Below are 26,360 nucleotides of genomic sequence, written 5' to 3'. Positions count from 1 at the left end.
TTTACGAAGCGTTCCACAACTGTAACAAAACGTTCAAAATTTCAGCTGTGCGTTCATCTAACATTTTTCTTTTTATGGAGTCATTTAAGTGCTCTAACGGAACAGAAGGCGCAACAATTATCTTCCCCAATGACTCTTCGCAACTCCAATGATCATCAGCTGTCAGCAGTACAACATGCTGAAAATCTGATTTGACCTCCTCCTGTAAATCTTTCAGCCCTTGAACGGTATTTTCATTTCTATCAACATATGTATAAGCAGGCAATAAATATACCCGTCCTTTTAACTGCCTTTCCAATTCATCAGCTAGAAGCTGCGTAAATTCGCCTCTTTCAGCTGCTATTTTTAATTGGCTCCCCATTTTTATGTTAATTAATGGTATGACAGCGGTATCAATGTAATCTTTAGATTGTAAATAGTCCTTAGCATCAGGCATTTTCCACCTCATCATCGTTCTCCCCTTTTTACGACAACAAGCCTTGCATTACACTGCAAGGCTGGTCATGTTATGTGAGCTGATTCAATTGGCGCGATAATTGTTCAAATGCTTCTTTATCGTGACGATCGAGCGCATCGTCAATGTCTTTTAATAATTTTTCTCTTTGGAATGTAGAAATGGCGTGCTCCAGGATTTGTTCAGCCAGCCCCTGATCTTTTTTGTTTTCAAACAGATCTTTCGGAATGTGAGGGTTGGACTCCAGCACCGCCGCATACTCAGGAGAACTGTAGGCTGAACGGAAATTAAGCTGGATAAACAAATCCTGCTGTTTATTTAATCTAATATCATGAAAAGATTTTTCCGCGTCGGTTGTCATAACACTCTCTTTATAAAACCGAAACGGAACTTCTTCAACACAATGTGTTGACATTATAATGCCTCTAGGGCAAAATTCTGCCTGCTCTACAAAATGAACCTTTTCCATTAAAGAATCGTGGCTCATTAAATAGTTCAAGATCCATACGCACTCTCTGCGCTTTAGCTGATAATGGTTTAAAAACCAACGGATAAAATCCTTTTTCTCATTGACAGAAACAGGGGTCTGCATGTAATTCCCTCCTCTATCGTTCGTATAATCTATACTTATATGTTCCACATAAGCGGTTAAATTTCCTGCTTATCTCGAAAATTCATCCTCGATCCGCAAGATTATTTCTTCCAACTCTTCATTGGCTCCGTCTATTTCGAGTACCTTTTTCAATAGCGGCAGCGCTTCTTGTTGGAGGCCTTCTTCTAATAAAAAGGTTGCGTATTCGTATAAGAAATCTCTGTCATCACGATAGTGAAGAAAAGCTGCTTCAAAGGATTGTTTTGCTTGTTCATACTGCTCTAATTCGGTGTAAGCGCTGGCCAGATACCAATTGTATTTCGGATCTTCTTCCCCGTAGCCCCGCACCTCTTGAATCAGATCAATAATTTGCTCAAAATCCTCTTCCTTATGATACACAGCAAGGAGAGTATGAAGTGCTTCGACAAAACCAGGATCAAGAGCAAGCGCTTCCTGAAGAAGTTTTTTCCCTTCTTCTGACTTCCCGATTTTTAACGCCATCTTTGCGGCATAGAGGAAAAGTTCTTTGTTATATTCATCATACCTGATACCCTCTTTTGCCGTTTTTAATGCCTCTTCATACATCCCTTCAGCCTCATAGCTCTTTGAAAGCGGCATATAAAGTGATGAATAGGATGGATCAAGCTCCTTTAAATCGGACAGCTGTTTAATAGCCGTTTTGATCAGTCCCGCCTGCGAGGCTGTAAATCCATAGCCGAAAATTGTATTAGGGTCAGGATTCTCATCTACAGCTTTTTCATACCACGGAATGGCCTCCTCAAAATCTCCTGATGCACTTAGCGATTCCGCCAGTCTTTGGTGGACATTAACGCCTCCGATCTCACTCTGCTCCCCAGCCGTTCTTTTAAAATATTGAACAGCTTTTGCATAGGCTCCTTGAGTAAAGTAAAGCTCGCCTAGCGCAAAATCAATGATTGGTTCATTTTCAAGAATAGACTTTGCCTGTAAAAGCTTTTGCTCACTTACTTCGAACAGCCCCTGCATCTGATAAAGATCAGCCATGAGCAGCAGGCTTTCCGGATATGATGGGTCTGATTCCGGGATCGTTTCCAGCACAGCCAGCGCTTTTTCTTCTTCGTCAATATCTATTAAAAGTTCAGCATAAAAATTCGTCAGTTCTGTTTCATTCGGATATAAATCATGCAAATCACTGATCAGTGAGATCGCTTTCTCTACATTTCCCCACTCGTAATAAAGCTGTGCTGCGATGGCTTTATCTTCATCATGAAGCTGTTTTTCGGCCTTCGAGAGGGTGTTGAGTCCCTTTTCTGTTTCTCCTGCTTCAACTAATTTTATGGCTTCTTGAATTAATGTATTCAAATCGGACCGGTCCTTTCTTTTCCTAACAACATCAATCATACATAAAAGTCTTATTTGTTCGGGTTAACCTTATCATAATTCAGAGGAAAGCCCTCGGCAAATAAGATGCTTACACTGTACGTCAAGGAATTTCTGAGTCTTATTAGTTTATCAAAAGATCCTGCGATAGCAAATAAAAAAAGGAAGATAGCCCTCTATTACAGTAAAGCAGCCCTTGACCTGCCGACTTGTAAGTAAAGCACCCCTCCCTCTTTTTTAGTTTTTATATTCCTTTATAAGACAGGCTATGTTTTTCCCCTTCAGTTTATGACTGATAAACGCTCACACAACAAATCCTGAAGCATAAACTTCAGGATTTGTTTGAAAGCTTATTTAAATGATCAAAAAAGTTTGGATATGACACATGAATGGCGTCTGTCTGTCCGATCTCAACCGGCTCTTCTGTTAAACAGGAAGCTATGCCTAGCATCATCCCGATCCGATGATCTCCATGACTGGATACTTTCGCGCCGCCTTTGAGAGTTTGTTTGCCGTATACCTTCATTCCGTCTTCAGTCGGTTCAATCTCAGCACCGAGCTTTCGAAGCTCTGAAACAACTGTGTCGATACGATTCGTTTCTTTCACTTTAAGCTCTGCGGCATCCTTAATAACTGTTGTTCCCTCCGCCTGAGTCGCAAGAAGGGCAATAATAGGAATCTCATCAATCAAACGCGGAATAATATCTCCGCCAATTTCAACCGCTTTAAGAGATGACGTTTCAATGATCAAATCTCCATAAGGCTCTGCGCTTTCATCAACAGATGGTATGATTTCAAGCTTTGCCCCCATGTTTTGAAGCACATCGATGACACCGGTCCGAGTCGGATTTAACCCCACGTTTTTCAGTACAATTCTGCTGTTTGGAATCATTGCGCCAGCTGCAAGGAAAAACGCGGCTGAAGAAATATCTCCGGGAACAAAAATATCTGCAGCCGTAAGCTGCTGTCCGCCTTTTATGGAAACGCTTGTCTTGTCCTCTGCCAGTTTCACTCCGAAAGCCGACAGCATCCGTTCAGTATGATCTCTGGATTTATGAGGCTCGGTGACAGTGGTAGTTCCCTCAGCCTGCAACCCGGCAAGCAGAACAGCTGATTTAATTTGCGCGCTGGCCACAGGTGATACATAGTCAATGCCTTTTAATGTACCGCCGCTTACTGACAGCGGTGTAAATTCCCCGCCGGCTCTGCCGTCAATTTTAGCGCCCATTTGTTTCAGAGGCTCTGTTACACGCTTCATTGGGCGTTTCGCAATGCTTTCATCCCCAGCTACCGCGCTGTAAAAAGGGCGGCCCGCAAGGATTCCGAGCATCAGACGAATCGTTGTGCCTGAATTACCGACGTCTAACAGACTTTCTGGTTCTCGCAGGGAATCCATCCCTTTCCCGTGAATGACTACATCACTGCCGTTTCGCTCAATTTGAACACCCATCTTACTAAAGCAATCGATGGTGCTCAGACAGTCTGCTCCCGGCAGAAAATTTTTAACAGTTGTTGTGCCTTTCGCAAGCGCGCCAAACATAACAGAGCGGTGAGAAATAGATTTATCACCGGGAATATGTATTTCGCCGTTTAACGCCTGCACCTTTTCTCTTTTCATTGTTTCCACCTCAATCAGCATAAAAAGTTTCGTATTCTGCCCGGGCTTCTATGCACTGTTCGGCCCGTTTGCGGTCATCATCGGATTGAAAACTGATCCTTAAAATCCCGTTAATATCTTCTCTCGTTTCAATAATGCGGATATTCGTTATACTGATGCGTTCCGCAGCAAGTATAGCCGTTATCTCGGAAATCACACCAGGATGATCCGGCACGTCTACGTATAAATCATAAAATGCCGGTATTGCGCCCTTCTGGCGGAGAGGCAGTCCATCACGGTAGTCCTTTGCCGTTTTAAAATAATTGAATAGTTTTTCCGCATCTCCATGCTCTACATATGTCCGGATCGTTTCAATCTCACGAGTCCACTCATCAAAACGATCTAAAATCTTATCTTTATTATGTAACAGAATATCACGCCACATTGCAGGACTGCTTGATGCAATCCGGGTAATATCCCGAAAACCGCCGGCAGCAAACCGCTTCACAAGCGGATAAAGCTCTTCCGAGTGATGGGTCTGATGCACAAGACTGGCTGCAACAATATGCGGAAAATGACTGATCACGCTTGTTACGCCATCATGCTCTTCAGGCGACATTTCTACAAATTGGGCATTCGTCCCTTGCAGCAAATGTTTTAACTGATTGACCGCTTGTCTGTCCGTTTTACGGCCCGGGGTTAAAATATAAAAAGCATTTTCAAACAGAAATTCCTTTGCAGCGGCAACTCCTGATTTATGCGAGCCCGCCATCGGATGCCCTCCGACAAATTGGTAGCCGGCAGGCAGCACTTGATCGGCGTAATGAACCACTTTTTGCTTTGTGCTTCCTACGTCAGTAATCAAAAGCGGATGCTTAATTTCTGAATGGGCCAGCTCTTCAAGCATAAGCAGCGTTTGCGCAACAGGTGTTGCAATAATAACGGTTGCAGCTTTTTTCGCGCCGTCAATAAACGAATCAGCACTCTCGTCTATCACACCTAATTTTAACGCAGCCACTACCTGCTCATCTGAGATATCGACCCCAATAATGCGTTTTTCCGGATGTTTTTTTTTGATGGCTAACGCAATAGAACCGCCTATCAATCCGAGACCGGCGAGCAATATTGTATCTTTGATTTGATTCATTCGTCATCACCTGGTTCATAGACTAAAGAGGTGATTCTTGACCACCTCTTATAAAATTTCAGCTAAAGTTGCGAGAATTTCCTCGTTTTGCTCTTTCGTGCCGATCGTAATCCGGAGTGAAGTCGGGAACCCTAATGCATTTCCTGATCGGACAATATAACCTTTTTGCAGCAATGCCTGAAACAATTCATCAGACGGGCGGTTAAAATCTATTAAAACAAAGTTTGTCTGTGAAGGGTAGCATTTTAATCCGTGTGTTTCCGCAAAATCATAATACTGCTGAAGGCCTGCTTGATTTTTCTCGATGCAAGAAGCGATAAATTCTTGATCGTCAAGCGCTGCAATCGCTGCAGCCTGGCCAAGACGGCTGGTGTTAAACGGCTCTCTTGCCGGCTCTATTTGGCGGATCAATTTTTCGTCAGCAATACCGTATCCGACTCTAAGCGCCGCCAGACCGTATGCCTTTGAAAACGTACGCAATATCATCAAGTTAGAATACGTATTCAAAAGCGGTATGCTTTCCGGGTAATCCTCAGCTGTTACATATTCATAATATGCTTCATCAAGAACAACGAGGACACGAGAAGGAACACGTTCCAGAAATGAAATCAATTCTCCTTCAGCTGTATAAGTGCCAGTCGGGTTGTTCGGGCTGCAAATCCAAACGACTTGAGTCTGTTCGTCAATCGCTTCAAGCATCGCGTCTAAATCATGAGAGCCGTCAGAACGAAGGGCAATTTCACGAACTTCAGCGCCTTCAATCACCGCATTATGCTTATATTGCGGAAAAGTCGGTGCTGCTGCAATCGTGTTTGTTTTGTCGTTTAAAAAAGCCCGGCATATAATTTGGATGATTTCATCTGAACCATTGCCGAAAATAAGTGATGTTTCGCTCACATTGAGGTGCTCACTGAGCCTTGTCCGCAAAGCGGCGCTATATCCATCGGGATAAAGCGCAAGCTGTTGAATTTCATGATGAAGTGCCTCTTTTGCAGCTTCCGAACAGCCGTACGGATTTTCGTTTGATGCAAGCTTCACGACTTTATCCAAGCCATATTCTGCTTTTACTGCTTCAATCGGTTTACCCGGCTGATAAGGCTTCAGTTGTTTTAAATGTTCTTTGATACGCAAATCCAGTCACCTCATTTTAAACTGTACAAACCGCCAAACGTCTTCGCGTAATCTTCAAACTCTTGCACTGCACGATCTCTCGTCTCAGTGCTGATGAGCCGTTCCTTTAATTCTTCTATCTTTTTGACGAGCGCACTTCCCACTACGACACCGTCACAGATTTCATTCATCTTGACCACCTGCTCGCGGCTGGAAATACCAAACCCTACAGCAACCGGCACAGAACTGAGATTCTTCACTGTCCGGATAAATGGATAAGCTGATGAATTGAACTCATTTCGGACACCGGTCACACCTAACGAAGATACACAGTAGACGAAGCCCTCGGCTTGTTCAATAATCGTTTTCAAACGGCTTTCGCTTGTCGGTGCAACTAAAGAAATATACGTTACCTCATGGGTTTTGCATTCCGCTTGAAGGCTGGCGCTCTCTTCTAAAGGCAGGTCCGGAACAAGCAGGCCGTCTATATGATTTTCCCGCAGTAAAGCGAAAAAGTATTCTTTGTTCAATTGTAACACAGGATTATAATACGTAAAGAGGATAATGGGAATATTGACATCATTTTTTTTCATTTCTCCGCCTAATTCAATCGCTTTTACAATATTCATCCCGTTCTCAAGCGCCCGTTTTGAAGCCCGCTGAATCACCGGACCGTCTGCCAGCGGATCTGAATATGCTACACCGATCTCAAGTGCCGTGGCACCCGCTTTTTGAAGAGACTTAGCCAGTTCGACTGAAACTTCCGGCAACGGATCACCCGCTGTAATAAACGGGATAAACAACTTTCCCGACTGCTGCAGGTCTACTTTAAACATGCGCTTTCACCTCATCTTCCAATACGTTCATTAATGTGTTGACATCCTTATCTCCTCTTCCTGATAAACAGACAAGGATAGTTTGATCCCGCCCCATCTCTTTTGCGATTTTAAATGCCTTCGCTAATGCATGAGCAGATTCGATCGCTGGTAAAATCCCTTCTTTTTCTGACAATAGTTTTAACGCATCTACTGCTTCTTCATCAGTTATGCTATCGTATGTGACACGGCCGCTTTTATGCAAATAAGCGTGCTCCGGACCAATTCCCGGATAGTCAAGTCCTGCTGAAATTGAATAAGGCTCAATAATTTGACCGTACTCGTCTTGAATGAGGTAAGTGAGTGAACCGTGAATCACACCGACAGTTCCTTTCGTAATGGTAGCGGCATGAAGCGGAGTGTCAATTCCTTTTCCTGCCGCTTCAGCACCGATCAGTTCAACATCTTCGTCTAAAAATGCCTGAAACATGCCTATCGCATTACTTCCGCCGCCTACGCAGGCAACGACTTTATCAGGCAGTGTTCCCTCAATGTCTTTCAGCTGATCCTTCGCTTCCTCTCCGATCATTTTTTGAAATTCCCGGACAATTTGCGGGTAAGGGTGCGGTCCGACAACCGATCCGATCATGTAAAAATGATCCTCACAATGCTGAACCCAATAGCGGATAGCCTCATTTGTCGCATCCTTCAGTGTCCCGTTTCCGCTTGTGACCGGCACAACCTCTGCTCCAAGAAGCTTCATTCGGAATACGTTCAGAGACTGGCGGGCGACATCCTCTTCACCCATAAATACAATGCAGGAAAAACCAAACTTTGCAGCAACTGTGGCGGCGGCTACTCCATGCTGTCCGGCACCTGTTTCTGCAATGATTTTCGTTTTGCCCATTTTTTTTGCAAGCAATGCCTGGCCTAAAGCATTGTTGATTTTATGGGAACCTGTATGGTTTAAATCTTCTCTTTTCAAATAAATTTTAGCGCCGCCTAAATGCTCTGTGACTCGATCGGCATATGTTAATGCGGTCGGCCTGCCGGAATATTCAGCTAACAGCTTATGATATTCTCCCCTAAAAACAGGATCATCCTTTATTTCCTTAAATGTTGTTTCAATTTCTTCTAACGGCTGCATAAGAGTTTCCGGAACAAATTTCCCGCCAAAATCGCCGTATCTGCCTATTTCATTCGGATATGGATACATATCGGTTCATCCTTTCTTCTAAGAGCCTAATCAGTTTGTCATCTTTTTGCCCGTTCTTTTCTATTCCGCTGGCAAGATCGACTCCGCCCGGTTTCCATTTCAATAAGTCTGCGATTGTGTCGGGATTCACACCGCCTGCGATGAAACACCGTTTCCCCGTTTGTTCAGCTTTCTGCTGATATTCAGGCACACACTCCCAAGCAAAAGCCACTCCAGTCCCGCCTCTTGCCCCTTTTACAGATGAGTCAATCACAAAACCGTCTACAGAACCGTTAAAGCGGTCCAAGTCCTGAATTGCTGTGCTGTTATGATGGAGCGCCCTCCATATTTCACAATTTGTCAGCAGACGGAGGACTTCAGCATCCTTTGGAGTCTCATCACCATGAAGCTGAATGACGTCAAGCTGCAAATCGCCTGCTATACGGGCAATCGTTCCCAGCGATTCATTCACAAAAACGCCTGCAATCTGTTTCTCGGTACGAACTTGGCTCAGCCACTTTCTCACATCTGCCGGAGATACTTTTCGTTTACTGTCAGCAAAAATAAAACCCAGATAATCTGCCTGTGAATCCGCTGCAAGCCGCAGGTCCTGCAGTGACCGTATACCGCAATACTTTAATGCCGGTTTTTTCACAACCTCACTCCCCATACAAAGCATGGATTGCTTTTTGCTGTGAATGCTGTCTCATCAATGACTCTCCGATTAGAACAGCTTGTGCTCCATGTTCTTTGACAAATGTTAAATGTTCTAAAGAACCAATGCCGCTTTCACTGACAAGCAAGCATTCTTTCGGAACTAGGGATGCAATCTGTTTCGTCTGTTCAAGCGAAGTTTCAAACGTTTTTAAGTTTCGATTATTAATACCGAGAATATCAGGGGTGAATACCTTCACTATTTGTTCCAGCGTCGTTTGATCATGAACCTCCACTAACACGTCCATTTCCTTTTCCCCTGCTTCGAGATACAACTCGTGAAGCTGTACAGGATCAAGCACCTCTCCGATTAACAATATGGCATCTGCTCCAATTCTCTTTGATTCCTCCACTTGAATAGAATCGATAATAAAATCTTTTCTCAGCACCGGAATCGAAACAGCACGCTTTATGTCTGATAAATAACTGTTTTTCCCTTGGAAAAACGGAAAGTCAGTTAAAACAGAAAGCGCGTCTGCATGCGCAGCTTCATAGTCTTTTGCAATCCGCTCCGGAACAAAATCTTCTTTAATGAGTCCTTTTGACGGCGACGCTTTTTTGACTTCGGCTATCGATCCGATAAAACGGTTCGGGTTAGCCAGCGCCTCTTTAAAAGACCGTTTTTCAAAAGGCTGCTCTTCTGGCAGGATGAGAGTTTTGACTTCTTCTTTTTTTTGATTGATTATGTTTTCAAGCATAGATCTCTCCCTCTTTCTGTTTCAGTCTATTGAGCTGCGCTGCGGCACCTCCGCTTGCAATTGTTTCTAACGCAAGCTCTGTTCCTTCTTTCAGTGTTTCAGCAATACCCGCCGTGTATATCGCAGCGCCGGCATTAAAGGCTGTAATATATAAAGCCGATTTGCTGCTTTTATTTTCAAAAATATTCTGAATCAGATGAGCGCTTTCTGTCGGTGACTGCACCTGTATATCTTCAAGTCTGCCATTTTTGAAGCCGAAGTCTTCGGGTGAAACAGTATATTCCCGGCGCTCTCCATCCTTTATTTCAATCACATCGGTCGGTGATGTAACCGAAAGCTCATCTAAACCGTCACGGCTTGCTGCGAATAGTACATGCTTCGGCTGGAACATTTCCAGTGCGCTTGCCATCAATCCCGCTTTTTCAGCAGAATAGACACCGATCACCTGACGCTTCGCCCGCAAAGGATTGCTGAGCGGTCCGAGCAGATTAAAAATCGTTCTGAATCCGAGCTCTTTTCTTGTACCCGCTACATGTTTCATGGACGAATGATAAAGCGGCGCAAAGAGAAATCCCATGTTATTTGTTTCAATGCTGATTCTGACTTCTTCAGGTGTGGTTTGGATTGGTATCCCAAGCTCTTCTAGAACATCGGCGCTTCCGCTTTTAGAGGATACGGAGCGATTGCCGTGCTTAGCAATTTTAGCTCCTGCTGCTGAAGCAACGATTGCCGATGCCGTTGAAATATTAAAGGTAGAGATGCCGTCACCGCCTGTACCGCATGTGTCAACCACATCATGAAGTCCGTCTACCGTAAGGGCATGTGTCCGCATGGCCTTCACAAAGCCCGCCAGCTCTTCTGCAGTTTCGCCCCGATGAGCCAGGATAGACAATATACCGCCCATTTCAGAAGGAGTCATTTCTGCTGTCATCATCATATTCATAAGCGCTTCCGCTTCAACAGCAGTAAGTGTCTTACCGTCAACGCACGTTTGCAGAAATTGGTTCATCGGCTTCATCCCCCTTGCTACGAAACATGTCTTCAGCAATATGAATGGTTTTCAGCAGTGCGCCCGCTTTGTTGCAGCTTTCTTCATATTCGGCTTCCGGCACAGAATCAGCAACAATACCTGCTCCAGCCTGTATGGATGCGACACCGTTTTTTACGCTCATGGTGCGGATCGTAATACAGGAGTCGATATTCCCGTCAAATCCGATGTAGGCGATGCAGCCGCCGTATGTCTCTCTCGGTGTCGGCTCCAATTCATTTAAAAGCTGCATGGCACGGATTTTTGGGGCCCCGGTTAAAGTTCCCGCAGGAAAAGCCGACATTAGCGCATCAACAGGGTGAACTCCCTCTTTCAACCTCCCTGTGACGACTGAAATGATGTGCATAACATGTGAAAATGAGACGATCTTTGTGAACTCCGGCACAGCAACCGATCCATACTCTGCCACTCTGCCGATATCGTTTCGAGCTAGATCAACGAGCATATAATGCTCCGCTTTTTCTTTTTCATCTTTCATCAGCTCAATTTTGAGTTTTTCATCTTCCTCTTTGTCTGCGCCTCTTTTTCTTGTTCCGGCAATCGGATGGATTTCCAAATGCCCGTCTTGAACGTGGATTAACCGTTCCGGAGAGCTGCCGACAATCTCTCTGTCCGGGAGTTTTATATAATACATATACGGCGAAGGATTGACGATTCGCAGCACTCTGTACAATTCGAAGGAATCTGCTGTTATCGGAATCTCAAATTTTTGTGACAGGACACCTTGAAAGATGTCACCTGCTTTTATATATTCTTTGATCTTTTCTACATCTGCCATAAACGCAGATTTTTCGTAATTTGAAGATACTGAATCGAAACCTGGTGTCTTATATGACTCAGATGAAAGAAACAGTTCTTTTATGTTTTTTTGATCCATCATCTTATCAATGAGGCCTTGTAGCTCTCGGTGATTTTTATTGAACACAGCAATTTTTTCAGCTTCAGTTTCTTGTCCATTCAATCTAGCATACTGAATAAAATGGACGTTTTTTGTTTCATGATCATAAGCAATTAATGTGCTGCAAACAAACAGCATACACTTTTCAAATTCCGTTTCCTTCCTGTGGCGAGGAACAGAAGGTTCAATCATCGGGATCATGTCATAGCTTAAATACCCGACAGCTCCGCCTACAAAGGGAATGGCAAGCTCTGGCGTTTTGATTTTGTATGCTGCATTCATCCAATCCAGAACCTCTTTTAATTCTTTTCCAGTGTAAAGGGATCGTCCATTCTCATCTTGAGCAGTAAAATCATTTTGCTGTTCTTTGATCGTTAGAAATGGCTGAAGGCCGATGAACGAATATCTGGACCAATTTGATGTGTCATCCTTGCTTTCAAGAAGGTAAGTGATCTTCCTGTCCAGCTGCTCGATCATTTGGATAGGTGTCAGTGTGTCAACTGTGAATGTCTCCACAATCGGTATGGTGCGGTAGGACATACTGTCCTCTAAAAATGCAGAAATGTTTGATTGGAAATTCATTGCTCTCACTCCTTTTGGCAAGGAGAATGAGAAGAAGGCATGAGAGGGAAAATCAAGATATAACAAAATAAACCCAAAAGAAAGGCTTCTTTTGGGTAGAATAAACATACATGTCTCAGCTCAACTACACTCATTCTCTGCTACCCTATTCTCTAACTCAACTCATTCACTAAGCTTTATACACACTCTTGTGTATTTCTAAGCTGTTCTAATCGTATTACAATTCATTATTTTTTGTCAATGATAAATCGGGTCTTAATACAACCGCTTTTTCTAAATAGACATGTCTGATTTGATTCTGAGGAACTTCAGTCTGAACAGTCATCATGACCCTTATACATTTTTTCAGACCGCCTGTAACATCCATTTCCTGCATACATGTCACCGGCACATACTGCCAGCCAGAAAGCTCACGGACAGCTTTTGCCGGGAAAACAGAGTGCAGGTCAGGCGTCGCCGATAGAAGCATTTGAACAACATCTTCCGGCTTTGTTTTGTTTTCTTCTATCATTTTTTCTAACAGCTGTTTGGTTTTTTGTAAAATATCTTCTTCAGTATCCTTTTCTACTGTAGTTGCTCCGCGAATTCCACGAATCATCATGATGTCTCCTCCATTCGCCATTTGTTCAGCCAGCTCTCAAGTTCATCTCTTGAAAACGTATGGTCGGCGACTTTTCCTAATTCTTTGAGAACGATGAATTGAATCATACCGCCGCGGGTTTTTTTATCATTCATCATACGGTCTAAAAGCACGGAAGTTGCCGTTTCTTTTTTAATGCGGCTTGGATAGCCTAGATTCTTAAGCCAGCTGACTAATCGATTTCTGTCCATTTCACAGCCGGCTTCCTGTTCACTTATATATAAAGCAAACTGCATACCGAGTGCTACCGCATCACCGTGGGTGATCTGTCCGTAGCCATACTCCGCCTCAACTGCGTGTCCTAGCGTATGCCCAAAGTTAAGATAGGCTCTGATTCCTTCTTCCTTTTCATCCTGATGAACGACAGACGCTTTAATCGAAATACCTTTAAAAATCATGTCATTCAGCTGCTCACTGGTGATATCGTTCAATGAGTGAATGTCCAGCAGATCTTTCAGGAATTCTCTGTCATAAATAAAAGCATGCTTAATCACTTCTGCCATCCCGGACCGAAGCTCTTTTTCCGGTAGGGAACGGAGAAAGTCCGTATCGTAAAGCACGGCTTTGGGCTGATAAAATGCGCCGATCAGATTTTTTCCAAGCGGATGATTCACCGCTACTTTTCCTCCGACCGCGCTGTCATGCGCCAAAAGCGTTGTAGGCATTTGAATGAAATCAATGCCGCGCATAAAAGTGGCAGCCACAAATCCAGCAAGATCTCCTACAACACCGCCTCCAAAAGCGATGATGCATGAGGAGCGATCCATATGAAATCGAATCGCTTCACTCTGCAGCTTCGTGTACATATCCATTGATTTCGCCTGCTCTCCGCTCGGCACCGTCACTTTTTTCACAGGCCATTTTTCTTCCAGCAGGTGAAGCATTTCATCACCGTACAGGCGATTCACTTCTTCATCGGTAACAAGCATAATGCGTGTTAATGGCCTGTTTAGCGAGGTTAATAGTTCACAAGCCTTTTTTCTGATTCCTTGTCCGATAAATACAGGATACGAAGAGGAAGCGGTTTGAACATGCAGTGTTCTCATTAAAATTCCCTCGACAGTTTTCTCATATTCTCCACGTTTTCTCTAATGCGGTCAATTTGGTCTAAGCCGAATTGTTCAACAACAGCGTTAGCAATTTCCCATGCAACAGCAGCTTCCGCCACTACACTTGCTGCTGGCACTGCGCAGCTGTCTGAACGTTCAATGCTGGCAGAAAATGGTTCTTTCGTTTCAATATCCACACTTTTCAGCGGTTTATATAATGTCGGAATCGGCTTCATGACTCCGCGGACAACGATTGGCATTCCTGTCGTCATGCCGCCTTCCAATCCGCCAAGTCTGTTCGTAGCACGCGTATATCCTTTTTCTTCGTCCCAAATGATCTCGTCATGAACCTCGCTTCCGTTTCTTCCGGCCGCTTCAAAACCGATGCCGAATTCAACACCTTTAAATGCATTAATAGACAGTACTGCCGCAGCAAGCTTGCTGTCCAGTTTACGGTCATAATGAACGTAGCTGCCCACGCCCACCGGCATTCCTTCAACAATCACTTCCACAATTCCGCCGATGGAATCTCCGTTTGCCTTCGCTTCGTCAATGGCATCCATCATTTTTTTGCCTGCTTCTTCATCGTAGCATCTGACCGGAGACTCTTCAGTCACACGCTTCAAGTCATCAATTGAAGTATAATCCGTTTTTTCAGCCTTAACTGCCCCAATCTGTAATACGTGGCCCGCTACCTTAATACCAAGCTCAGAAAGGATCTTTTTAGCGACAGCGCCTGCCGCCACTCTTACGGTCGTTTCACGAGCTGAAGAGCGCTCAAGCACATTTCTCATATCGCGGTGGTTATATTTAATCGCACCGTTTAAATCTGCGTGTCCCGGTCTCGGTCTGGAAATTTGGCGTTTCATTTCCTTTTCTTCTTCTTCAGTAATCGGAGCCGCACCCATAATTTTAGTCCAGTGTTTCCAATCGTTATTTTCTACGACAAGCGCGATTGGTGAACCGAGAGTGCGGGCATGGCGCACCCCGCTCATAATTTTCGCCTGATCCTTTTCGATCTGCATGCGGCGCCCGCGGCCATGGCCTTTCTGGCGTCTGCCAAGCTCAAAGTTGATATCTTCCTCAGTTATGTAAAGCCCCGCAGGCACACCTTCAATAATGGTTGTCAATTGGGGGCCGTGTGATTCACCGGCTGTTAAATATCTCATGACTTCTTCTCCCTTCATCGCATTAACGCTTTTAAGTAAAACTACTATAACATATTTTTCAGCAAAAAGTCAGTCTATCTTTTTTGATAAAAGAATGTATCCGCAGGAGAAAGGCCGAATTTCTCCGGATTGAAGATCTGCTCTGTGCTGCCGACAAAGAGAACCCCATTCTTTTTTAAGCTATGCGCCATTTTTAAGTACAGCTCTTCCTTTGCGTTTTCTGTAAAATAAATAAAAACATTGCGGCACACAATCAAATCAAAGTCTTGCTCGTAGCGATCCGCAAGCAGATTATGTTTTTGAAACCTAATGTTCTTCTTTATGTCATGTTTCACTTCATAGCTCTTATCAGCGTTTTGAGTAAAATAACGATCCTTCACAGAAGACGGCACTTCTTGCAAAGACCGCTCCTGATACACGCCTTTTTTCGCTTTTTCCAGTGCCTTATCATCTATATCAGTCGCCAAAATCTGATAGCCTGGGAGCCCTTTCTGCTGATCTAAAATCATTGCGAGCGTATAAGGCTCCTCCCCTGTAGAGCATGCCGCGCTCCATATTTTTAAAGGCTTTGAATGTTTGATTAAAGGCAAAATAGCTGTTTCAAGAACTTCCCATCTTTTATAATTTCGATAAAATTCTGAAACATTAATCGTCATTCTGTCCAATGTTTCATTTAAAAGCGTCTGATCCTTTTCTAGTGCCGCTGCAAAATCTTTAAAGCTTTGAAAACCTTTTTTCTCATAAAGAGATGTCAGCCTTCTCTTCATTTGCGCTTCTTTATATAAAGTTAAATCAACTCCGGTTAATTGCTTCCATTTGGTTGTAAATACGCTGTATGTATCCATCTCTTCTCTCCCAGTCTCGCTGTCTTTTGTCCTAGTATAGCTTGTTTTATCAGGAAATTGTATTGTTTCAAATAAAAAAATCAGCTTTTCAGCTGATTTCAGATGATTGGTAAAGACAGTGGTGGATCCCCTGCCGTTTTAGCCATATATTCAAGTCAATGTAAACCTTTACAAAAAAGCCGGAACCGGCGGAGTGCAGATGCCGGCTCTTCTCTCGGCTTTTTCAACAATGATTAATAGATCCAGCCTGTCATGAGTTGTTGATATGATACTAACTCTTCATCCTTAAAGAAAATATTAATCTCACGCTCAGCGCTTTCCAGAGAATCAGAGCCGTGGATAATATTTTTTCCGACAAACATGCCGAAATCCCCGCGAATGGTGCCTGGCAATGCTTCTTTAGGGTTTGTTTTTCCAATCAGCTGCCTGGTCACTTCAACGACATTTTCGCCTTCCCACACCATCGCAAAAACTGGTCCGGAAGTAATAAACTCAACAAGTTCTCCAAAGAAAGGCTTTCCTTGATGTTCGGCATAGTGTTTCTCAGCCATTTGTTCAGTTACTCTCATCAGCTTTGCGCCAGCTAATTGTAAGCCCTTACGTTCGAATCTAGATAAAATTTCCCCGATCAGCTGCCGTTGGACACCGTCCGGTTTCACCATGATAAAAGTCTTTTCCATCACATTCTCCACCCCATCATATGTATGTATAGGCTTTCACATTGCACACCGAAATCGTAACATCTTTCAGATAATTAATCAATCCGGGGCGGAGAAATTTCTTAATATCTACAAAAAATTAAAATTTTCTTTTGCCGATATATTTTGCGATGGCTGCAAGAGAAGAACGCGCACGCCCTCTCGGAAGCGTGTTAAGTTTTTGGAAAGCTTTTTGCAGATACATCTCGCTCACTGCCATCGATGCTTCAATTGCATCTGTCTTTTTGATTTCTTCAATAATGGGCGCAAGCTGTTCTTGTGTCGTCTCGCTGTTAATTAATTTAAGCTGATTCTTTAAAGCTGGATTTTTTAATGCATATAGGACAGGCAATGTAACATTTCCTTGAAGCAAATCGCCTCCAACCGGTTTACCCAGTTCTTCTTCAGTTGAAGTAAAATCAAGAATATCATCAATGATTTGATAAGACATGCCGACATAATATCCAAACCAGTAGAGCGCCTTATGAATCTTTTCTTCAGCTCCGGAAGCAATAGCCCCCAGCTGGCAGCTGACAGCGATAAGAAGCGCCGTTTTTCTCTTTATGCGCCGCAGGTACGTTCTGAGATTCTGTTCCATGTTGTATTTGTCTTTGATTTGTTCAATCTCTCCAAGACACACTTCAACAATGGTCTGCGACAAGATCCGATGAGCTTTCGGTTCATTAATTCTCGTCATCATTTCAAGAGATCCGGCAAGCATATAATCGCCTGTATACATCGCAATTCGGTTATCCCATTTGGCCTTGATCGTCGGCTTTCCCCGGCGAAGCTCCGCATCGTCAATGACATCATCATGAACCAACGATGCCATATGAATCATTTCCAGAGTGACAGCGACATATTTAATCTTATTGATATCGTAATCGCCAAACATGCCGGAAAGCAGAACGAAGACAGGCCGAATCCGTTTGCCTCCTGCCTGCAATAGATGAAGACCCGCCTCGCTCAAAAGCGGATAATCGGAGCGTACGGTTTGTTCAAGCTCCCTTTCAATTACATCAATATCGTCATTTAAAAAAGAGTAGGCCATTTTAAATTTCATATCATTCACCCAAACATCTGTGTTTTCATTTCCATCCGATATGCGTGGCAGCAACTCCGCCAGTAAACGAATGATACTTGACATTTTTCAGACCCGCCTCTTCAAACAGGCCTGCCAGTTCCTTCATACCAGGGAATTCTCTGGCTGACTCTTGGAGCCACGAGTATTCTTTATAGCTTTTCGCAAACAGCTTCCCGAAAAACGGCATAATATACTTAAAGTACATAAAATAAGCCTGTCTAAATCCAAACATTTCAGGCTGTGAGGTTTCCAGGCATACTACTTGTCCGCCAGGCTTCACCACACGTCTCATTTCTTTCAGTACGGTCAAATAATCCGGCACATTACGCAGTCCGAAGCCAATTGTTACAAAATCAAATGTATTATCATCAAAAGGGAGCTCCATTGCATTTCCGTGCAGCAGTTCGATTTGACTGAAACCGCCGTCTTTTACTTTCTGTTTGCCGACGCTCAGCATGTTTTCGCTGAAATCCAAACCCTTTATTTCACCGGTTTTACCGGCTGCTTTTGCAAGAGCAATCGTCCAGTCAGCTGTTCCGCAGCAAACATCAAGAGCTTTGGCGCCTTCTTTTACACCCATGATGCGCATCGTTTTATCACGCCATTTTTTGTGCTGCTGAAAACTGATGACAGAGTTCATTTGGTCGTAGTTTTTATATATTTTTTCAAATACTCCGTGTACGCGCTGTTCTTTTGAGTCCTGCATAATGGTTACCCTTCTTCCACTTTCTGATGATAAGTTTGGTCTTGGCTGATTGTCTTCAGGCGGTTTAATAAAATTTGCTGAATAGGTGAGCTTAGAGGCAGAAGTGACTCAATGCTGTTCTTTGCTTTCTTAAAACACTCTTCCAGCATCTCTTCTTTTGTTTTCCCCAGCTGTATAACACTGCCGATCACATCTAAAAATGTATCATTTCCGGTCATAAGCCGCTTATATACAAAAAAATCACTCGATAGCTTCTTCCAGCGCGGGAGATTGAAATGTTCAGACACCCGATGGAATAGAGCTGATTCAACGATGCCGACACTTTCGAAAAAATGGTGTTCGTCCTTTACAGATCGGTCATACAGACGAATTTTATGTTCATTAATTTCTTTAATTGCTGTAGCGAGCGTTCTAATCATGTAGATATCCTTCATTTCAGATAGTAATGAATAGTACAGTCCGCTGAAATAATCGCCTGCAAGAACAGTCAATTGACGGTTCTTGTTTTCGTCTCGTTTTATGACTCTGGCTGTCGTTACTTCATCATGGGTATCAAGGGCGCTTTGTACAAGCATCGCTGTTACAATATAATTTTCTCTGTCATTGTTTTTTATGTCGGCTTCCTCAAATAATGCATGAAAAAGAAGAAGCTTATCCTCATCGATCTTAGGCGCAGAAATATGCTTCGCTAAATAAGGATGAGACAGCTTTTGTTTTATTTTCGTGTTCAGATTGGCTAAAGTTCCGTAGATGTCTTGCAAAAATATCACCCTTGTCCCCAAATTCACATTTATTTCTAAATCATATGTATGAGTTTTATTTTGTCATAAGATTACGCAGGTATCATTATAGCATAAAAAAAACAAATTGGCTGTATCCTCCCGCTGTTTGCGAGCATTTGCTTTAAAACAGCGGGGACAGCCAGCTTATTTTTTTTCGCTTTTCATTTCTCCGTATGCGGTTTGAATGAGCGCCTCTCCTCTGACTTTAATGGCAGAAGTATGCTCTGTAAACTGAGCAATGATCACTTCTCCCTTGTCGAGTTTTTCGGAATGGTGAAACTTTGTGTCCGTTCCCCTTGTCAGGCCGATCACATTCACTCCATCCTCAATTGCTTTAATGACGACAAAATCGCTTGAATGCTTTTCGTTCATTTATAGCACCCTCTATCTTTATTAGTCCTGGCGTTTAATATGTTCCAATACTTCTGAACGTGCAGCAGCATCATCTTTGAAAATGCCTCTGACAGCTGAAGTGACTGTTTTGGCGCCCGGCTTTCTTACGCCCCGCATTGTCATGCACATATGCTCTGCTTCAACAACAACCATTACGCCATGCGGATCAAGCGTTTCTACGATGCTTTCTGCAATTGTAGAAGTGATGCGCTCCTGAAGCTGCGGACGCTTTGCAACTGCCTCAACAGCACGCGCCAATTTGCTGAGCCCTGTGACTTTTCCGCCCCGCGGTATATATGCAACATGTGCTTTTCCGTAAAAAGGAACAAGGTGATGCTCACACATAGAATGAAACGCGATATCTTTTACTAGAACAAGCTCCTCATGGTCTTCACCGAAGATAGTCTGGAAATGTTCTTTTGGATCTTCATTCAAGCCGGAGAATACTTCGGCATACATCTTTGCGACTCGTTTCGGAGTATCAAGAAGCCCTTCTCTGTTTGGGTCCTCTCCGATCGCTTCTAAAATTTGACGAACAGCTTGTTCGATTTGTTCTTTATTAACTTCTTTCATGTTCTGTGTCCTCCACCAATGAATACATTTAATTTCGATTCTAGCACACATGCCCCGCTAAAAGCAAAGTGAATGCACACGCTCCTAAAAAAATGAAAAGCCCCTTAAGAAGGGGCTTTTCTGTGAAGAAATAAAGTGTATGTAATCTAGATGCATACACGATCTATATTCACAATTATTTTCCGGCAACTGCGTCTTTAAGCGCTTTACCTGGTTTGAAAGCAGGTACTTTGCTTGCTGGAATTTCGATTTCTTCACCTGTTTGAGGGTTGCGTCCTTTACGTGCAGAACGTTCACGCACCTCGAAGTTACCAAAACCGATCAGTTGGATTTTATCACCGTTTTTAAGTGCATCTAAGATCGTATCAAAAACAGAGTCAACTGCTTTTGTCGCGTCTTTTTTAGACAATTCGCTTGCTTCCGCAACCGCATTAATAAGTTCTGTTTTGTTCATGCCTTTCACCTCCTCCCAAAAGGAATAAGCTCAGTTCGTTTATTATCATTTCTTCACAGTTCAGTCTGATTCTAAACCTGCCTGAGAAAAAAATCAGACAAGCAAGAGAAAGACAATTAAACGGCTTTTAAGAAAAACTGCACTCCAAGGAATGTTTGTCCATCAGAGTGAAGAATTTCTGTATGTAGAGTAACACATATAAAAAGCCATATCAAGCATTTTAAAGCGTCAACCCCTTGCTCGTCAAGGATTTAACGTGATTTATCGAACAAATATTCCTTTTTTTCCTTTTTTCATCCTATTCCTTGATCCTTTTCCAATATTAAGAGCAAAGAAAAAAGACCTCCTATTCTATAAAGAGGTCTCCCCGCATTACAGGATAATGGCGATTAAGCCGCCTGATCCTTCGTTTATGATTCTTTCTAATGTTTCTTTTAATTTATATCGTGCGTTTTCAGGCATCAGTGACAGCTTAGCCTGAATCCCTTCTCTCACGATAGAGCTGAGCGATCTTCCAAAAATGTCAGAGTTCCAAATTGAAAGCGGATCATCCTCAAAGTCCTGCATTAAGTAACGCACCAGTTCCTCGCTTTGTTTTTCAGTTCCGATAATCGGCGCAAATTCGCTTTCGACATCCACTTTGATCATATGGATTGACGGTGCGACAGCTTTCAATCTTACGCCGAATCTGGAGCCTTGCCGTATAATTTCCGGCTCATCCAGACTCATGTCAGTTAAAGCAGGCGCTGCAATGCCGTATCCCGTCTGTTTGACCATTTTTAAAGCGTCGGACACCTGGTCATATTCCGTTTTTGCATGGGCAAAATCCTGCATCAGCTCAAGCAGGTGGTCTCTGCCCCTGATTTCAACGCCTACCACTTCTTTTAGGATTTGATCATATAAATGGTCGGGCGCATACAAATCAATTTCTGCAACCCCTTGGCCGAGCTCAATCCCGGCTAATCCGGCACTTTCAATAAACTCAAACTCGCTGAATTGACCGACAACCCTGTCGACATCACGGAGCCGTTTAATATCCTTAACAGTTTCCTTCACTGATTCCTGATAGCTCTCGCGCAGCCAATGGTTTTCTTTCAGCACCATGACCCAGCTTGGAAGATTTACATTTACTTCAAGCACAGGAAACTCATAAAGAGCCTCTCTGAGAACATTCAGTACATCGTTTTCCCGCATACTTTCTACGCTCATTGCCAAAACAGGGATATCGTATTTTTCGCTTAAATCCTGGCGCATCGCCTCTGTCTCCGGGTGATACGGTTTTACTGAGTTAATGACCATAATAAAGGGTTTTCCGACTTCTTTCAGCTCTTCAATGACTCTTTCTTCTGCCTCTATATAGTCACTTCTGGCGATATCACCAATCGTGCCGTCTGTCGTAATAACCACTCCGATGGTCGAATGTTCTTGAATCACCTTCCGCGTTCCGATTTCAGCAGCCTCATGAAATGGGATCGGTTCTTCGTACCAAGGTGTATTAATCATCCGCGGGCCGTTTTCATCCTCGTATCCTTTTGCACCCGGCACTGTGTAGCCTACACAATCTACTAATCTTATATTGACATCGAGTCCGTCTGATACATGAACAGACATCGCCTGATTCGGAACAAATTTAGGCTCTGTAGTCATAATCGTTTTTCCGGCTGCGCTTTGAGGCAGTTCATCCTGCGCACGTGCCCGGTCTGCTTCATTACTGATATTCGGGAGCACCACAAGCTCCATAAATTTCTTAATAAACGTAGATTTCCCTGTACGGACAGCACCAACGACTCCTAAGTATATATCGCCTCCTGTTCGTTCAGCGATATCCTTGAAAATATCGACCTTTTCCAAGTGATCCCCTCCCGGACTTCCTATCCTTATCAATTTTATTAACCTTTTTCAATCAAACACAGGACACTATATGTGTATGACGTTGTCCTATTTCAATATGACATCTTTAGAAAATTTTCCATCCTTAATCTATTAAAGTATAAAAAAACCTTTCTCCCTATTTGTATGCAAGGGAGAAAGGTTCATTCCTTTTTTATATCATTTTCTAAAAAAACAGGTTCTTGTTTGTCATTAACGGTATATTTCACTGAAAATGCGGGGACGAAAGGCGTCTCTTCCCATATTATGTCCTGTATTTCCGTGCCGGGTTTAAAAGTTTTTTTGCTTTTTTTGAGACAGGAAACGAGCTCTGTCCGATAGTCGGCATGAATTTCTCCGTCTCCGTCAATCATAAGCGGCAGGGAGTTTCCTGAGATTGGGCTTGTGACAGAAAGAGAGTCAGCTTCCCCTAGTTTTTTCCCATCAAGCGTAAACAAGTCACGCGCTAATACATTCTGATATGGCGGATATTTATGCTCTTGGCGGTACATTTGAACGCGTAATTTGATATCACGTATTTTTTCCGCCATCTTTACATCAATCAGTTTAACAGTCGGATTATTCTCTACATCGACAAGCACGTATTGATAGTCTCCGCCGCTTTCATATGCCGTGCTTGGAGGTTCAGCCATATATCTCGGCGCTAAACGGTTAAAATCTATCGGATATTTTTGATAAAGCGGTGTTGACATATCTTTTGTTTGAATCGGAAGCAGTCCTCCGTTTGCCTTTTGAAATTCATCAACGGCTGATTGAACCAGCTTTAATTGGTCCTGATATGGAGTGGCTTGTACACTGCTTTTCCGCTCATGTGGATATAAACATCCAGATAAGAAAATCACTGCTACAAAAATCATAGCGCACTTCAGTTTACCCATACAGCACTTCCTTTTACAGCTTTATTCATTAACAGGGCCGCTGAATACCACCACAAATACAATAATTCCTGAAATCAATACACACATGTAAGCAAACGATGAAACCGCAATCTTCAGAAAACGGTTTCGGCATTTAAAACGGCTTAAATAGATGCATGCTACGGCCAGAAACATCAGCCCCATGGAACCAAGGGCAAACCACATTTTGATCAATGCCAGACTCAAATGACCCGCGCCCCCTCCGACATTTGTTTTGTAAGCGTTACATTTTATTTTAATATACAGCGCTTGAAAAGATCAACCAGATTTTCCATCCTTTGATAGAATAAAAAAACTGAAGCAAAGAGGGGGACTTTGCTTCAGTCAAATTGACTATATTCACCTACGTTTAAGAAACACTCTCTTGGACTTCGATGCTATAGTATGCGACTTTGCATACAGATGCATCCTCTCTTGCCTAAATCGGCAAAATGTTTCAGGAGATCCCAAGGCATGGGTATTCTTCTGTGTTTCGGGCTTTCGTGCAATTAGAATATGCGGATTTCTATTCCGTTGACACTATTTAACTTGGTTATCAAATGTATTCACCAAGTCCTCCATCTCGTGGGTTTTCCCTCTCGCCATTAAGGATTCAACAGCGGTTTCTACCTTTTGTCCATTAAACAGAACTTGATGAAGGGCTTCTGTAATCGGCATTTGCACCTGATATTTTTCTGAAAGCTGGTAAGCCGCTTTTGTCGTGCGCACTCCCTCAACGACCATTCCCATTTCTTCGAGAACGTCCTCAAGCTTGTACCCTTTTCCGAGTAAATTACCGGCACGCCAGTTTCTGGAGTGAACACTTGTGCACGTAACAATCAGGTCTCCGACACCTGTCAATCCGGAAAACGTTAGCGGATTCCCGCCCATTTTTGTGCCGAGTCTCGCAATTTCAGCAAGACCCCGCGTAATCAAAGCAGCTTTGGCATTATCGCCGTATCCTAAGCCGTCTGTGATGCCAGCAGCAAGGGCGATAATATTTTTCAGAGCGCCTCCGATTTCTACACCGATAACGTCAGGATTTGTGTACACCCGAAAATTGTGGTTTATAAACAGATCCTGCACCTCTTCTGCCGCCTGCATGCTCTTTGAAGAGGAAGTGACGGTTGTCGGATGCCGGAGTCCTACTTCTTCAGCATGGCTCGGCCCGGAGAGCACGACAATGTCCTTTCTGACATCACTCGGGAGCTCAAATTCCATAATTTCAGAAATACGCAGGAGCGAATCCGGCTCTATCCCCTTACTCACATGAACAAAAACTGCTTTATTCGTCATAAAAGGCACTGCCTGTCTCAACACTTCCCGAATCGCTTTGGTCGGAACAGCAACTATGATGAAATCTGCGTCTGACACAGCTTCTTTCATATTGGTTGTCCCTTTCATAGTTGTAGGCAGCTTAACATTTGGCAAATAGTCTTTATTCTCATGCAGCTCATTGATTTGATGTATTAACTCTGCACGGTGAGCCCAAACGCATACTTCATTTCCGTTATCGGTTAAAACCAAAGCCAGCGCGGTTCCCCAGCTCCCTGCTCCAAGCATTGTTACTTTTTTCATTTTGATTCACACCTTTTTATTTTCTAGCTCTTGCAAATATTTTGATTGGTGTCCCCTCAAAACCGAACGCGTCTCTGATTCGGTTTTCTAAAAATCGTTCGTATGAAAAATGCATCAGTTCCGGATCGTTTACAAACACAACAAAACTCGGCGGCTTCACCGCAACTTGAGTCGCATAATAAATTTTCAAGCGCGACCCGTTATGAGTCGGTGTCGGATTCATTGCCACAGCATCCATAATGATGTCATTTAAAACATTCGTCTGGACACGAAGTGAGTGATTTTCACTTGCTTTAATGATTGCAGGCATGAGCGTATGAATCCGTTTTGTCGTTAATGCTGACATGAACAGAATCGGTGCATAGTCAAGAAATTGAAAGTGGTCGCGGATATTTTGTTCAAATTCTTTCATCGTGCTTTCATCTTTGTCAACAGCATCCCATTTATTCACTACGATCACGACAGCCTTGCCTGCTTCATGTGCATAACCCGCGATTCGCTTGTCCTGTTCGATAATGCCTTCCTCGCCGTCAAGCACCACCGCAACAACTTCAGAGCGGTCGATGGCTTTCAGCGCCCGCAGCACGCTGTACTTTTCAGTCGTTTCATACACTTTACCTTTTTTTCTCATGCCGGCAGTGTCTACAATGACAAAATCCTGCTGGTTATAAGTAAAAGTTGTATCAACGGCATCTCTTGTTGTTCCCGCCACATTACTCACAATGACACGATCTTCGCCAAGTATCGCGTTTACCAGAGAAGACTTTCCTACATTCGGGCGTCCGATCAGGCAAAATTGAACGACTTCATCATCGTATTTTGTTTCAGGGATATTTTTAAAATGCTCCGCTGCGGCATCCAGTAAATCTCCGAGTCCCAGCCCGTGTGTTCCTGAAACCGGATACGGTTCACCAAAGCCCAGCGAATAAAAATCATAAATATTCGCTCTCATTTCTGTGTTATCCAGTTTATTTACCGCTAAAACAACAGGCTTTTTCGTGCGGTACAAAATTTTCGCTACTTCTTCATCAGCAGCAGTCACACCTTCACGGCCATTCACCATAAAAATAATGACATCCGCTTCATCCATGGCGATTTCGGCCTGCTCGCGTATCTGTGTTAGAAACGGCTCATCACCGATATCAATACCGCCCGTATCAATCAAATTAAAATCATAATTCAGCCATTCAGCCGAGCTGTATATCCGATCCCTTGTCACACCAGGGGTATCTTCCACTATTGAAATTCTTTCACCCGCAATCCGGTTAAAGATTGTGGATTTTCCTACATTCGGTCTCCCGACAATGGCTACGACAGGTTTACCCATAGTACCCTTCCTTTCGATCCAGCCGCTTTCATTTTTACATAAATTCTCAACCGGTTATTTAAATCAT

General features: G+C 43.3%; 28 protein-coding genes. All 28 read right to left on the bottom strand.

What is annotated here, in order from left to right:
• Position 1: 1 nt before the first annotated feature.
• Entirely contained in the window at positions 2 to 448 is a 447-nt protein-coding gene (locus tag H7F27_RS09770) for a YpiF family protein (RefSeq protein ID WP_185848878.1), read from the bottom strand.
• 58 nt (positions 449 to 506) lie between these two features.
• Positions 507 to 1,046 carry a ReoY family proteolytic degradation factor gene (locus H7F27_RS09765; RefSeq protein WP_185848877.1) on the bottom strand — a complete coding sequence of 180 codons (540 nt, stop codon included), beginning with the start codon at positions 1,044 to 1,046 and terminating at the stop codon, positions 507 to 509.
• A gap of 69 nt (positions 1,047 to 1,115) precedes the next feature.
• On the bottom strand, positions 1,116 to 2,387 hold the full coding sequence (locus H7F27_RS09760; RefSeq protein ID WP_103671821.1) for a tetratricopeptide repeat protein: 1,272 nt from the start codon (positions 2,385 to 2,387) through the stop codon (positions 1,116 to 1,118).
• Positions 2,388 to 2,736: 349 nt separating this feature from the next.
• Complete coding sequence (gene aroA, locus H7F27_RS09755) at positions 2,737 to 4,023, bottom strand: 3-phosphoshikimate 1-carboxyvinyltransferase (RefSeq protein ID WP_024121855.1); 1,287 nt, start codon at positions 4,021 to 4,023, stop codon at positions 2,737 to 2,739.
• Between the two features lie 10 nt (positions 4,024 to 4,033).
• Positions 4,034 to 5,149 carry a prephenate dehydrogenase gene (locus tag H7F27_RS09750; RefSeq protein WP_101864442.1) on the bottom strand — a complete coding sequence of 372 codons (1,116 nt, stop codon included), beginning with the start codon at positions 5,147 to 5,149 and terminating at the stop codon, positions 4,034 to 4,036.
• Positions 5,150 to 5,197: 48 nt separating this feature from the next.
• Positions 5,198 to 6,280 carry a histidinol-phosphate transaminase gene (gene hisC / locus H7F27_RS09745; RefSeq protein WP_024121856.1) on the bottom strand — a complete coding sequence of 361 codons (1,083 nt, stop codon included), beginning with the start codon at positions 6,278 to 6,280 and terminating at the stop codon, positions 5,198 to 5,200.
• An 11-nt stretch (positions 6,281 to 6,291) separates the two neighbouring features.
• Entirely contained in the window at positions 6,292 to 7,095 is an 804-nt protein-coding gene (gene trpA, locus H7F27_RS09740) for a tryptophan synthase subunit alpha (protein ID WP_185848876.1), read from the bottom strand.
• A complete protein-coding gene (gene trpB / locus H7F27_RS09735; protein WP_185848875.1) occupies positions 7,088 to 8,290 on the bottom strand; it encodes a tryptophan synthase subunit beta in 1,203 nt (400 codons plus the stop codon). Before trpB ends, trpA begins: the two co-directional genes overlap by 8 nt.
• Entirely contained in the window at positions 8,271 to 8,924 is a 654-nt protein-coding gene (locus H7F27_RS09730; RefSeq protein WP_185848874.1) for a phosphoribosylanthranilate isomerase, read from the bottom strand. Before H7F27_RS09730 ends, trpB begins: the two co-directional genes overlap by 20 nt.
• Before the next feature lie 4 nt (positions 8,925 to 8,928).
• Entirely contained in the window at positions 8,929 to 9,681 is a 753-nt protein-coding gene (gene trpC / locus H7F27_RS09725) for an indole-3-glycerol phosphate synthase TrpC (RefSeq protein WP_185848873.1), read from the bottom strand.
• Complete coding sequence (gene trpD / locus H7F27_RS09720) at positions 9,674 to 10,690, bottom strand: anthranilate phosphoribosyltransferase (protein WP_185848872.1); 1,017 nt, start codon at positions 10,688 to 10,690, stop codon at positions 9,674 to 9,676. The genes trpC and trpD overlap by 8 nt, the downstream gene beginning before the upstream one ends.
• Complete coding sequence (gene trpE, locus H7F27_RS09715; protein WP_101860364.1) at positions 10,662 to 12,209, bottom strand: anthranilate synthase component I; 1,548 nt, start codon at positions 12,207 to 12,209, stop codon at positions 10,662 to 10,664. The genes trpD and trpE overlap by 29 nt, the downstream gene beginning before the upstream one ends.
• Before the next feature lie 217 nt (positions 12,210 to 12,426).
• Positions 12,427 to 12,810 carry a chorismate mutase gene (gene aroH, locus H7F27_RS09710; protein WP_024121863.1) on the bottom strand — a complete coding sequence of 128 codons (384 nt, stop codon included), beginning with the start codon at positions 12,808 to 12,810 and terminating at the stop codon, positions 12,427 to 12,429.
• Positions 12,807 to 13,895, bottom strand: a complete 1,089-nt coding sequence (gene aroB / locus H7F27_RS09705; RefSeq protein WP_024121864.1) for a 3-dehydroquinate synthase — start codon at positions 13,893 to 13,895, stop codon at positions 12,807 to 12,809. The genes aroH and aroB overlap by 4 nt, the downstream gene beginning before the upstream one ends.
• Positions 13,895 to 15,067 (bottom strand): chorismate synthase, encoded by a 1,173-nt coding sequence (gene aroC, locus H7F27_RS09700; protein ID WP_024121865.1) that lies wholly within the window; start codon positions 15,065 to 15,067, stop codon positions 13,895 to 13,897. The genes aroB and aroC overlap by 1 nt, the downstream gene beginning before the upstream one ends.
• A 74-nt stretch (positions 15,068 to 15,141) precedes the next feature.
• On the bottom strand, positions 15,142 to 15,912 hold the full coding sequence (gene cheR, locus H7F27_RS09695; protein WP_185848871.1) for a protein-glutamate O-methyltransferase CheR: 771 nt from the start codon (positions 15,910 to 15,912) through the stop codon (positions 15,142 to 15,144).
• Between the two features lie 233 nt (positions 15,913 to 16,145).
• Positions 16,146 to 16,595, bottom strand: a complete 450-nt coding sequence (gene ndk, locus H7F27_RS09690; RefSeq protein WP_081638330.1) for a nucleoside-diphosphate kinase — start codon at positions 16,593 to 16,595, stop codon at positions 16,146 to 16,148.
• A gap of 115 nt (positions 16,596 to 16,710) precedes the next feature.
• Entirely contained in the window at positions 16,711 to 17,673 is a 963-nt protein-coding gene (gene hepT / locus H7F27_RS09685) for a heptaprenyl diphosphate synthase component II (protein WP_024121868.1), read from the bottom strand.
• A 25-nt stretch (positions 17,674 to 17,698) separates the two neighbouring features.
• On the bottom strand, positions 17,699 to 18,400 hold the full coding sequence (gene menG, locus H7F27_RS09680) for a demethylmenaquinone methyltransferase (protein WP_024121869.1): 702 nt from the start codon (positions 18,398 to 18,400) through the stop codon (positions 17,699 to 17,701).
• A gap of 5 nt (positions 18,401 to 18,405) precedes the next feature.
• A complete protein-coding gene (gene hepS, locus H7F27_RS09675) occupies positions 18,406 to 19,161 on the bottom strand; it encodes a heptaprenyl diphosphate synthase component 1 (RefSeq protein WP_024121870.1) in 756 nt (251 codons plus the stop codon).
• 165 nt (positions 19,162 to 19,326) lie between these two features.
• Positions 19,327 to 19,554 carry a trp RNA-binding attenuation protein MtrB gene (mtrB, locus tag H7F27_RS09670; protein ID WP_024121871.1) on the bottom strand — a complete coding sequence of 76 codons (228 nt, stop codon included), beginning with the start codon at positions 19,552 to 19,554 and terminating at the stop codon, positions 19,327 to 19,329.
• 21 nt (positions 19,555 to 19,575) lie between these two features.
• A complete protein-coding gene (gene folE / locus H7F27_RS09665; RefSeq protein WP_010334745.1) occupies positions 19,576 to 20,148 on the bottom strand; it encodes a GTP cyclohydrolase I FolE in 573 nt (190 codons plus the stop codon).
• A gap of 175 nt (positions 20,149 to 20,323) precedes the next feature.
• Entirely contained in the window at positions 20,324 to 20,602 is a 279-nt protein-coding gene (gene hbs / locus H7F27_RS09660) for a non-specific DNA-binding protein Hbs (RefSeq protein ID WP_003153447.1), read from the bottom strand.
• A 372-nt stretch (positions 20,603 to 20,974) separates the two neighbouring features.
• A complete protein-coding gene (gene spoIVA, locus H7F27_RS09655) occupies positions 20,975 to 22,453 on the bottom strand; it encodes a stage IV sporulation protein A (RefSeq protein WP_010334746.1) in 1,479 nt (492 codons plus the stop codon).
• A gap of 182 nt (positions 22,454 to 22,635) precedes the next feature.
• Positions 22,636 to 23,370, bottom strand: coding sequence for a hypothetical protein (locus tag H7F27_RS09650; RefSeq protein ID WP_101860360.1), 735 nt, complete (start codon positions 23,368 to 23,370; stop codon positions 22,636 to 22,638).
• Positions 23,371 to 23,391: 21 nt separating this feature from the next.
• Entirely contained in the window at positions 23,392 to 23,595 is a 204-nt protein-coding gene (locus H7F27_RS09645) for a DUF2768 domain-containing protein (RefSeq protein WP_024121873.1), read from the bottom strand.
• 333 nt (positions 23,596 to 23,928) lie between these two features.
• Positions 23,929 to 24,966 (bottom strand): NAD(P)H-dependent glycerol-3-phosphate dehydrogenase, encoded by a 1,038-nt coding sequence (locus H7F27_RS09640; RefSeq protein WP_101860359.1) that lies wholly within the window; start codon positions 24,964 to 24,966, stop codon positions 23,929 to 23,931.
• Positions 24,967 to 24,982: 16 nt separating this feature from the next.
• Positions 24,983 to 26,293 (bottom strand): ribosome biogenesis GTPase Der, encoded by a 1,311-nt coding sequence (engA, locus tag H7F27_RS09635; protein WP_010334750.1) that lies wholly within the window; start codon positions 26,291 to 26,293, stop codon positions 24,983 to 24,985.
• Positions 26,294 to 26,360 lie beyond the last annotated feature (67 nt).

The sequence above is a fragment of the Bacillus sp. PAMC26543 genome (assembly GCF_014250375.1).
In the GTDB taxonomy this organism is placed as follows: domain Bacteria; phylum Bacillota; class Bacilli; order Bacillales; family Bacillaceae; genus Bacillus; species Bacillus halotolerans.
Note: the sequence above shows the minus strand (reverse complement) of the source record. Positions and strands in the feature narration are given on the sequence as shown.

Coding starts and splice junctions, on each gene's coding strand:
- H7F27_RS09765 (WP_185848877.1), bottom strand. CDS start 1,046: ATGCAGACCCCTGTTTCTGTCAATGAGAAAAAGGATTTTATCCGTTGG.
- trpE (WP_101860364.1), bottom strand. CDS start 12,209: ATGAATTTCCAATCAAACATTTCTGCATTTTTAGAGGACAGTATGTCC.
- trpA (WP_185848876.1), bottom strand. CDS start 7,095: ATGTTTAAAGTAGACCTGCAGCAGTCGGGAAAGTTGTTTATCCCGTTT.
- mtrB (WP_024121871.1), bottom strand. CDS start 19,554: ATGAACGAAAAGCATTCAAGCGATTTTGTCGTCATTAAAGCAATTGAG.
- aroA (WP_024121855.1), bottom strand. CDS start 4,023: ATGAAAAGAGAAAAGGTGCAGGCGTTAAACGGCGAAATACATATTCCC.
- trpC (WP_185848873.1), bottom strand. CDS start 9,681: ATGCTTGAAAACATAATCAATCAAAAAAAAGAAGAAGTCAAAACTCTC.
- aroB (WP_024121864.1), bottom strand. CDS start 13,895: ATGAGAACACTGCATGTTCAAACCGCTTCCTCTTCGTATCCTGTATTT.
- aroC (WP_024121865.1), bottom strand. CDS start 15,067: ATGAGATATTTAACAGCCGGTGAATCACACGGCCCCCAATTGACAACC.
- hepT (WP_024121868.1), bottom strand. CDS start 17,673: ATGAAATTTAAAATGGCCTACTCTTTTTTAAATGACGATATTGATGTA.
- aroH (WP_024121863.1), bottom strand. CDS start 12,810: ATGATGATTCGTGGAATTCGCGGAGCAACTACAGTAGAAAAGGATACT.
- hbs (WP_003153447.1), bottom strand. CDS start 20,602: ATGAACAAAACAGAACTTATTAATGCGGTTGCGGAAGCAAGCGAATTG.
- H7F27_RS09640 (WP_101860359.1), bottom strand. CDS start 24,966: ATGAAAAAAGTAACAATGCTTGGAGCAGGGAGCTGGGGAACCGCGCTG.
- engA (WP_010334750.1), bottom strand. CDS start 26,293: ATGGGTAAACCTGTCGTAGCCATTGTCGGGAGACCGAATGTAGGAAAA.
- menG (WP_024121869.1), bottom strand. CDS start 18,400: ATGCAGGACTCAAAAGAACAGCGCGTACACGGAGTATTTGAAAAAATA.
- folE (WP_010334745.1), bottom strand. CDS start 20,148: ATGAAAGAAGTTAATAAAGAACAAATCGAACAAGCTGTTCGTCAAATT.
- trpB (WP_185848875.1), bottom strand. CDS start 8,290: ATGTATCCATATCCGAATGAAATAGGCAGATACGGCGATTTTGGCGGG.
- H7F27_RS09650 (WP_101860360.1), bottom strand. CDS start 23,370: ATGGGTAAACTGAAGTGCGCTATGATTTTTGTAGCAGTGATTTTCTTA.
- cheR (WP_185848871.1), bottom strand. CDS start 15,912: ATGGATACATACAGCGTATTTACAACCAAATGGAAGCAATTAACCGGA.
- H7F27_RS09770 (WP_185848878.1), bottom strand. CDS start 448: ATGAGGTGGAAAATGCCTGATGCTAAGGACTATTTACAATCTAAAGAT.
- trpD (WP_185848872.1), bottom strand. CDS start 10,690: ATGAACCAATTTCTGCAAACGTGCGTTGACGGTAAGACACTTACTGCT.
- H7F27_RS09750 (WP_101864442.1), bottom strand. CDS start 5,149: ATGAATCAAATCAAAGATACAATATTGCTCGCCGGTCTCGGATTGATA.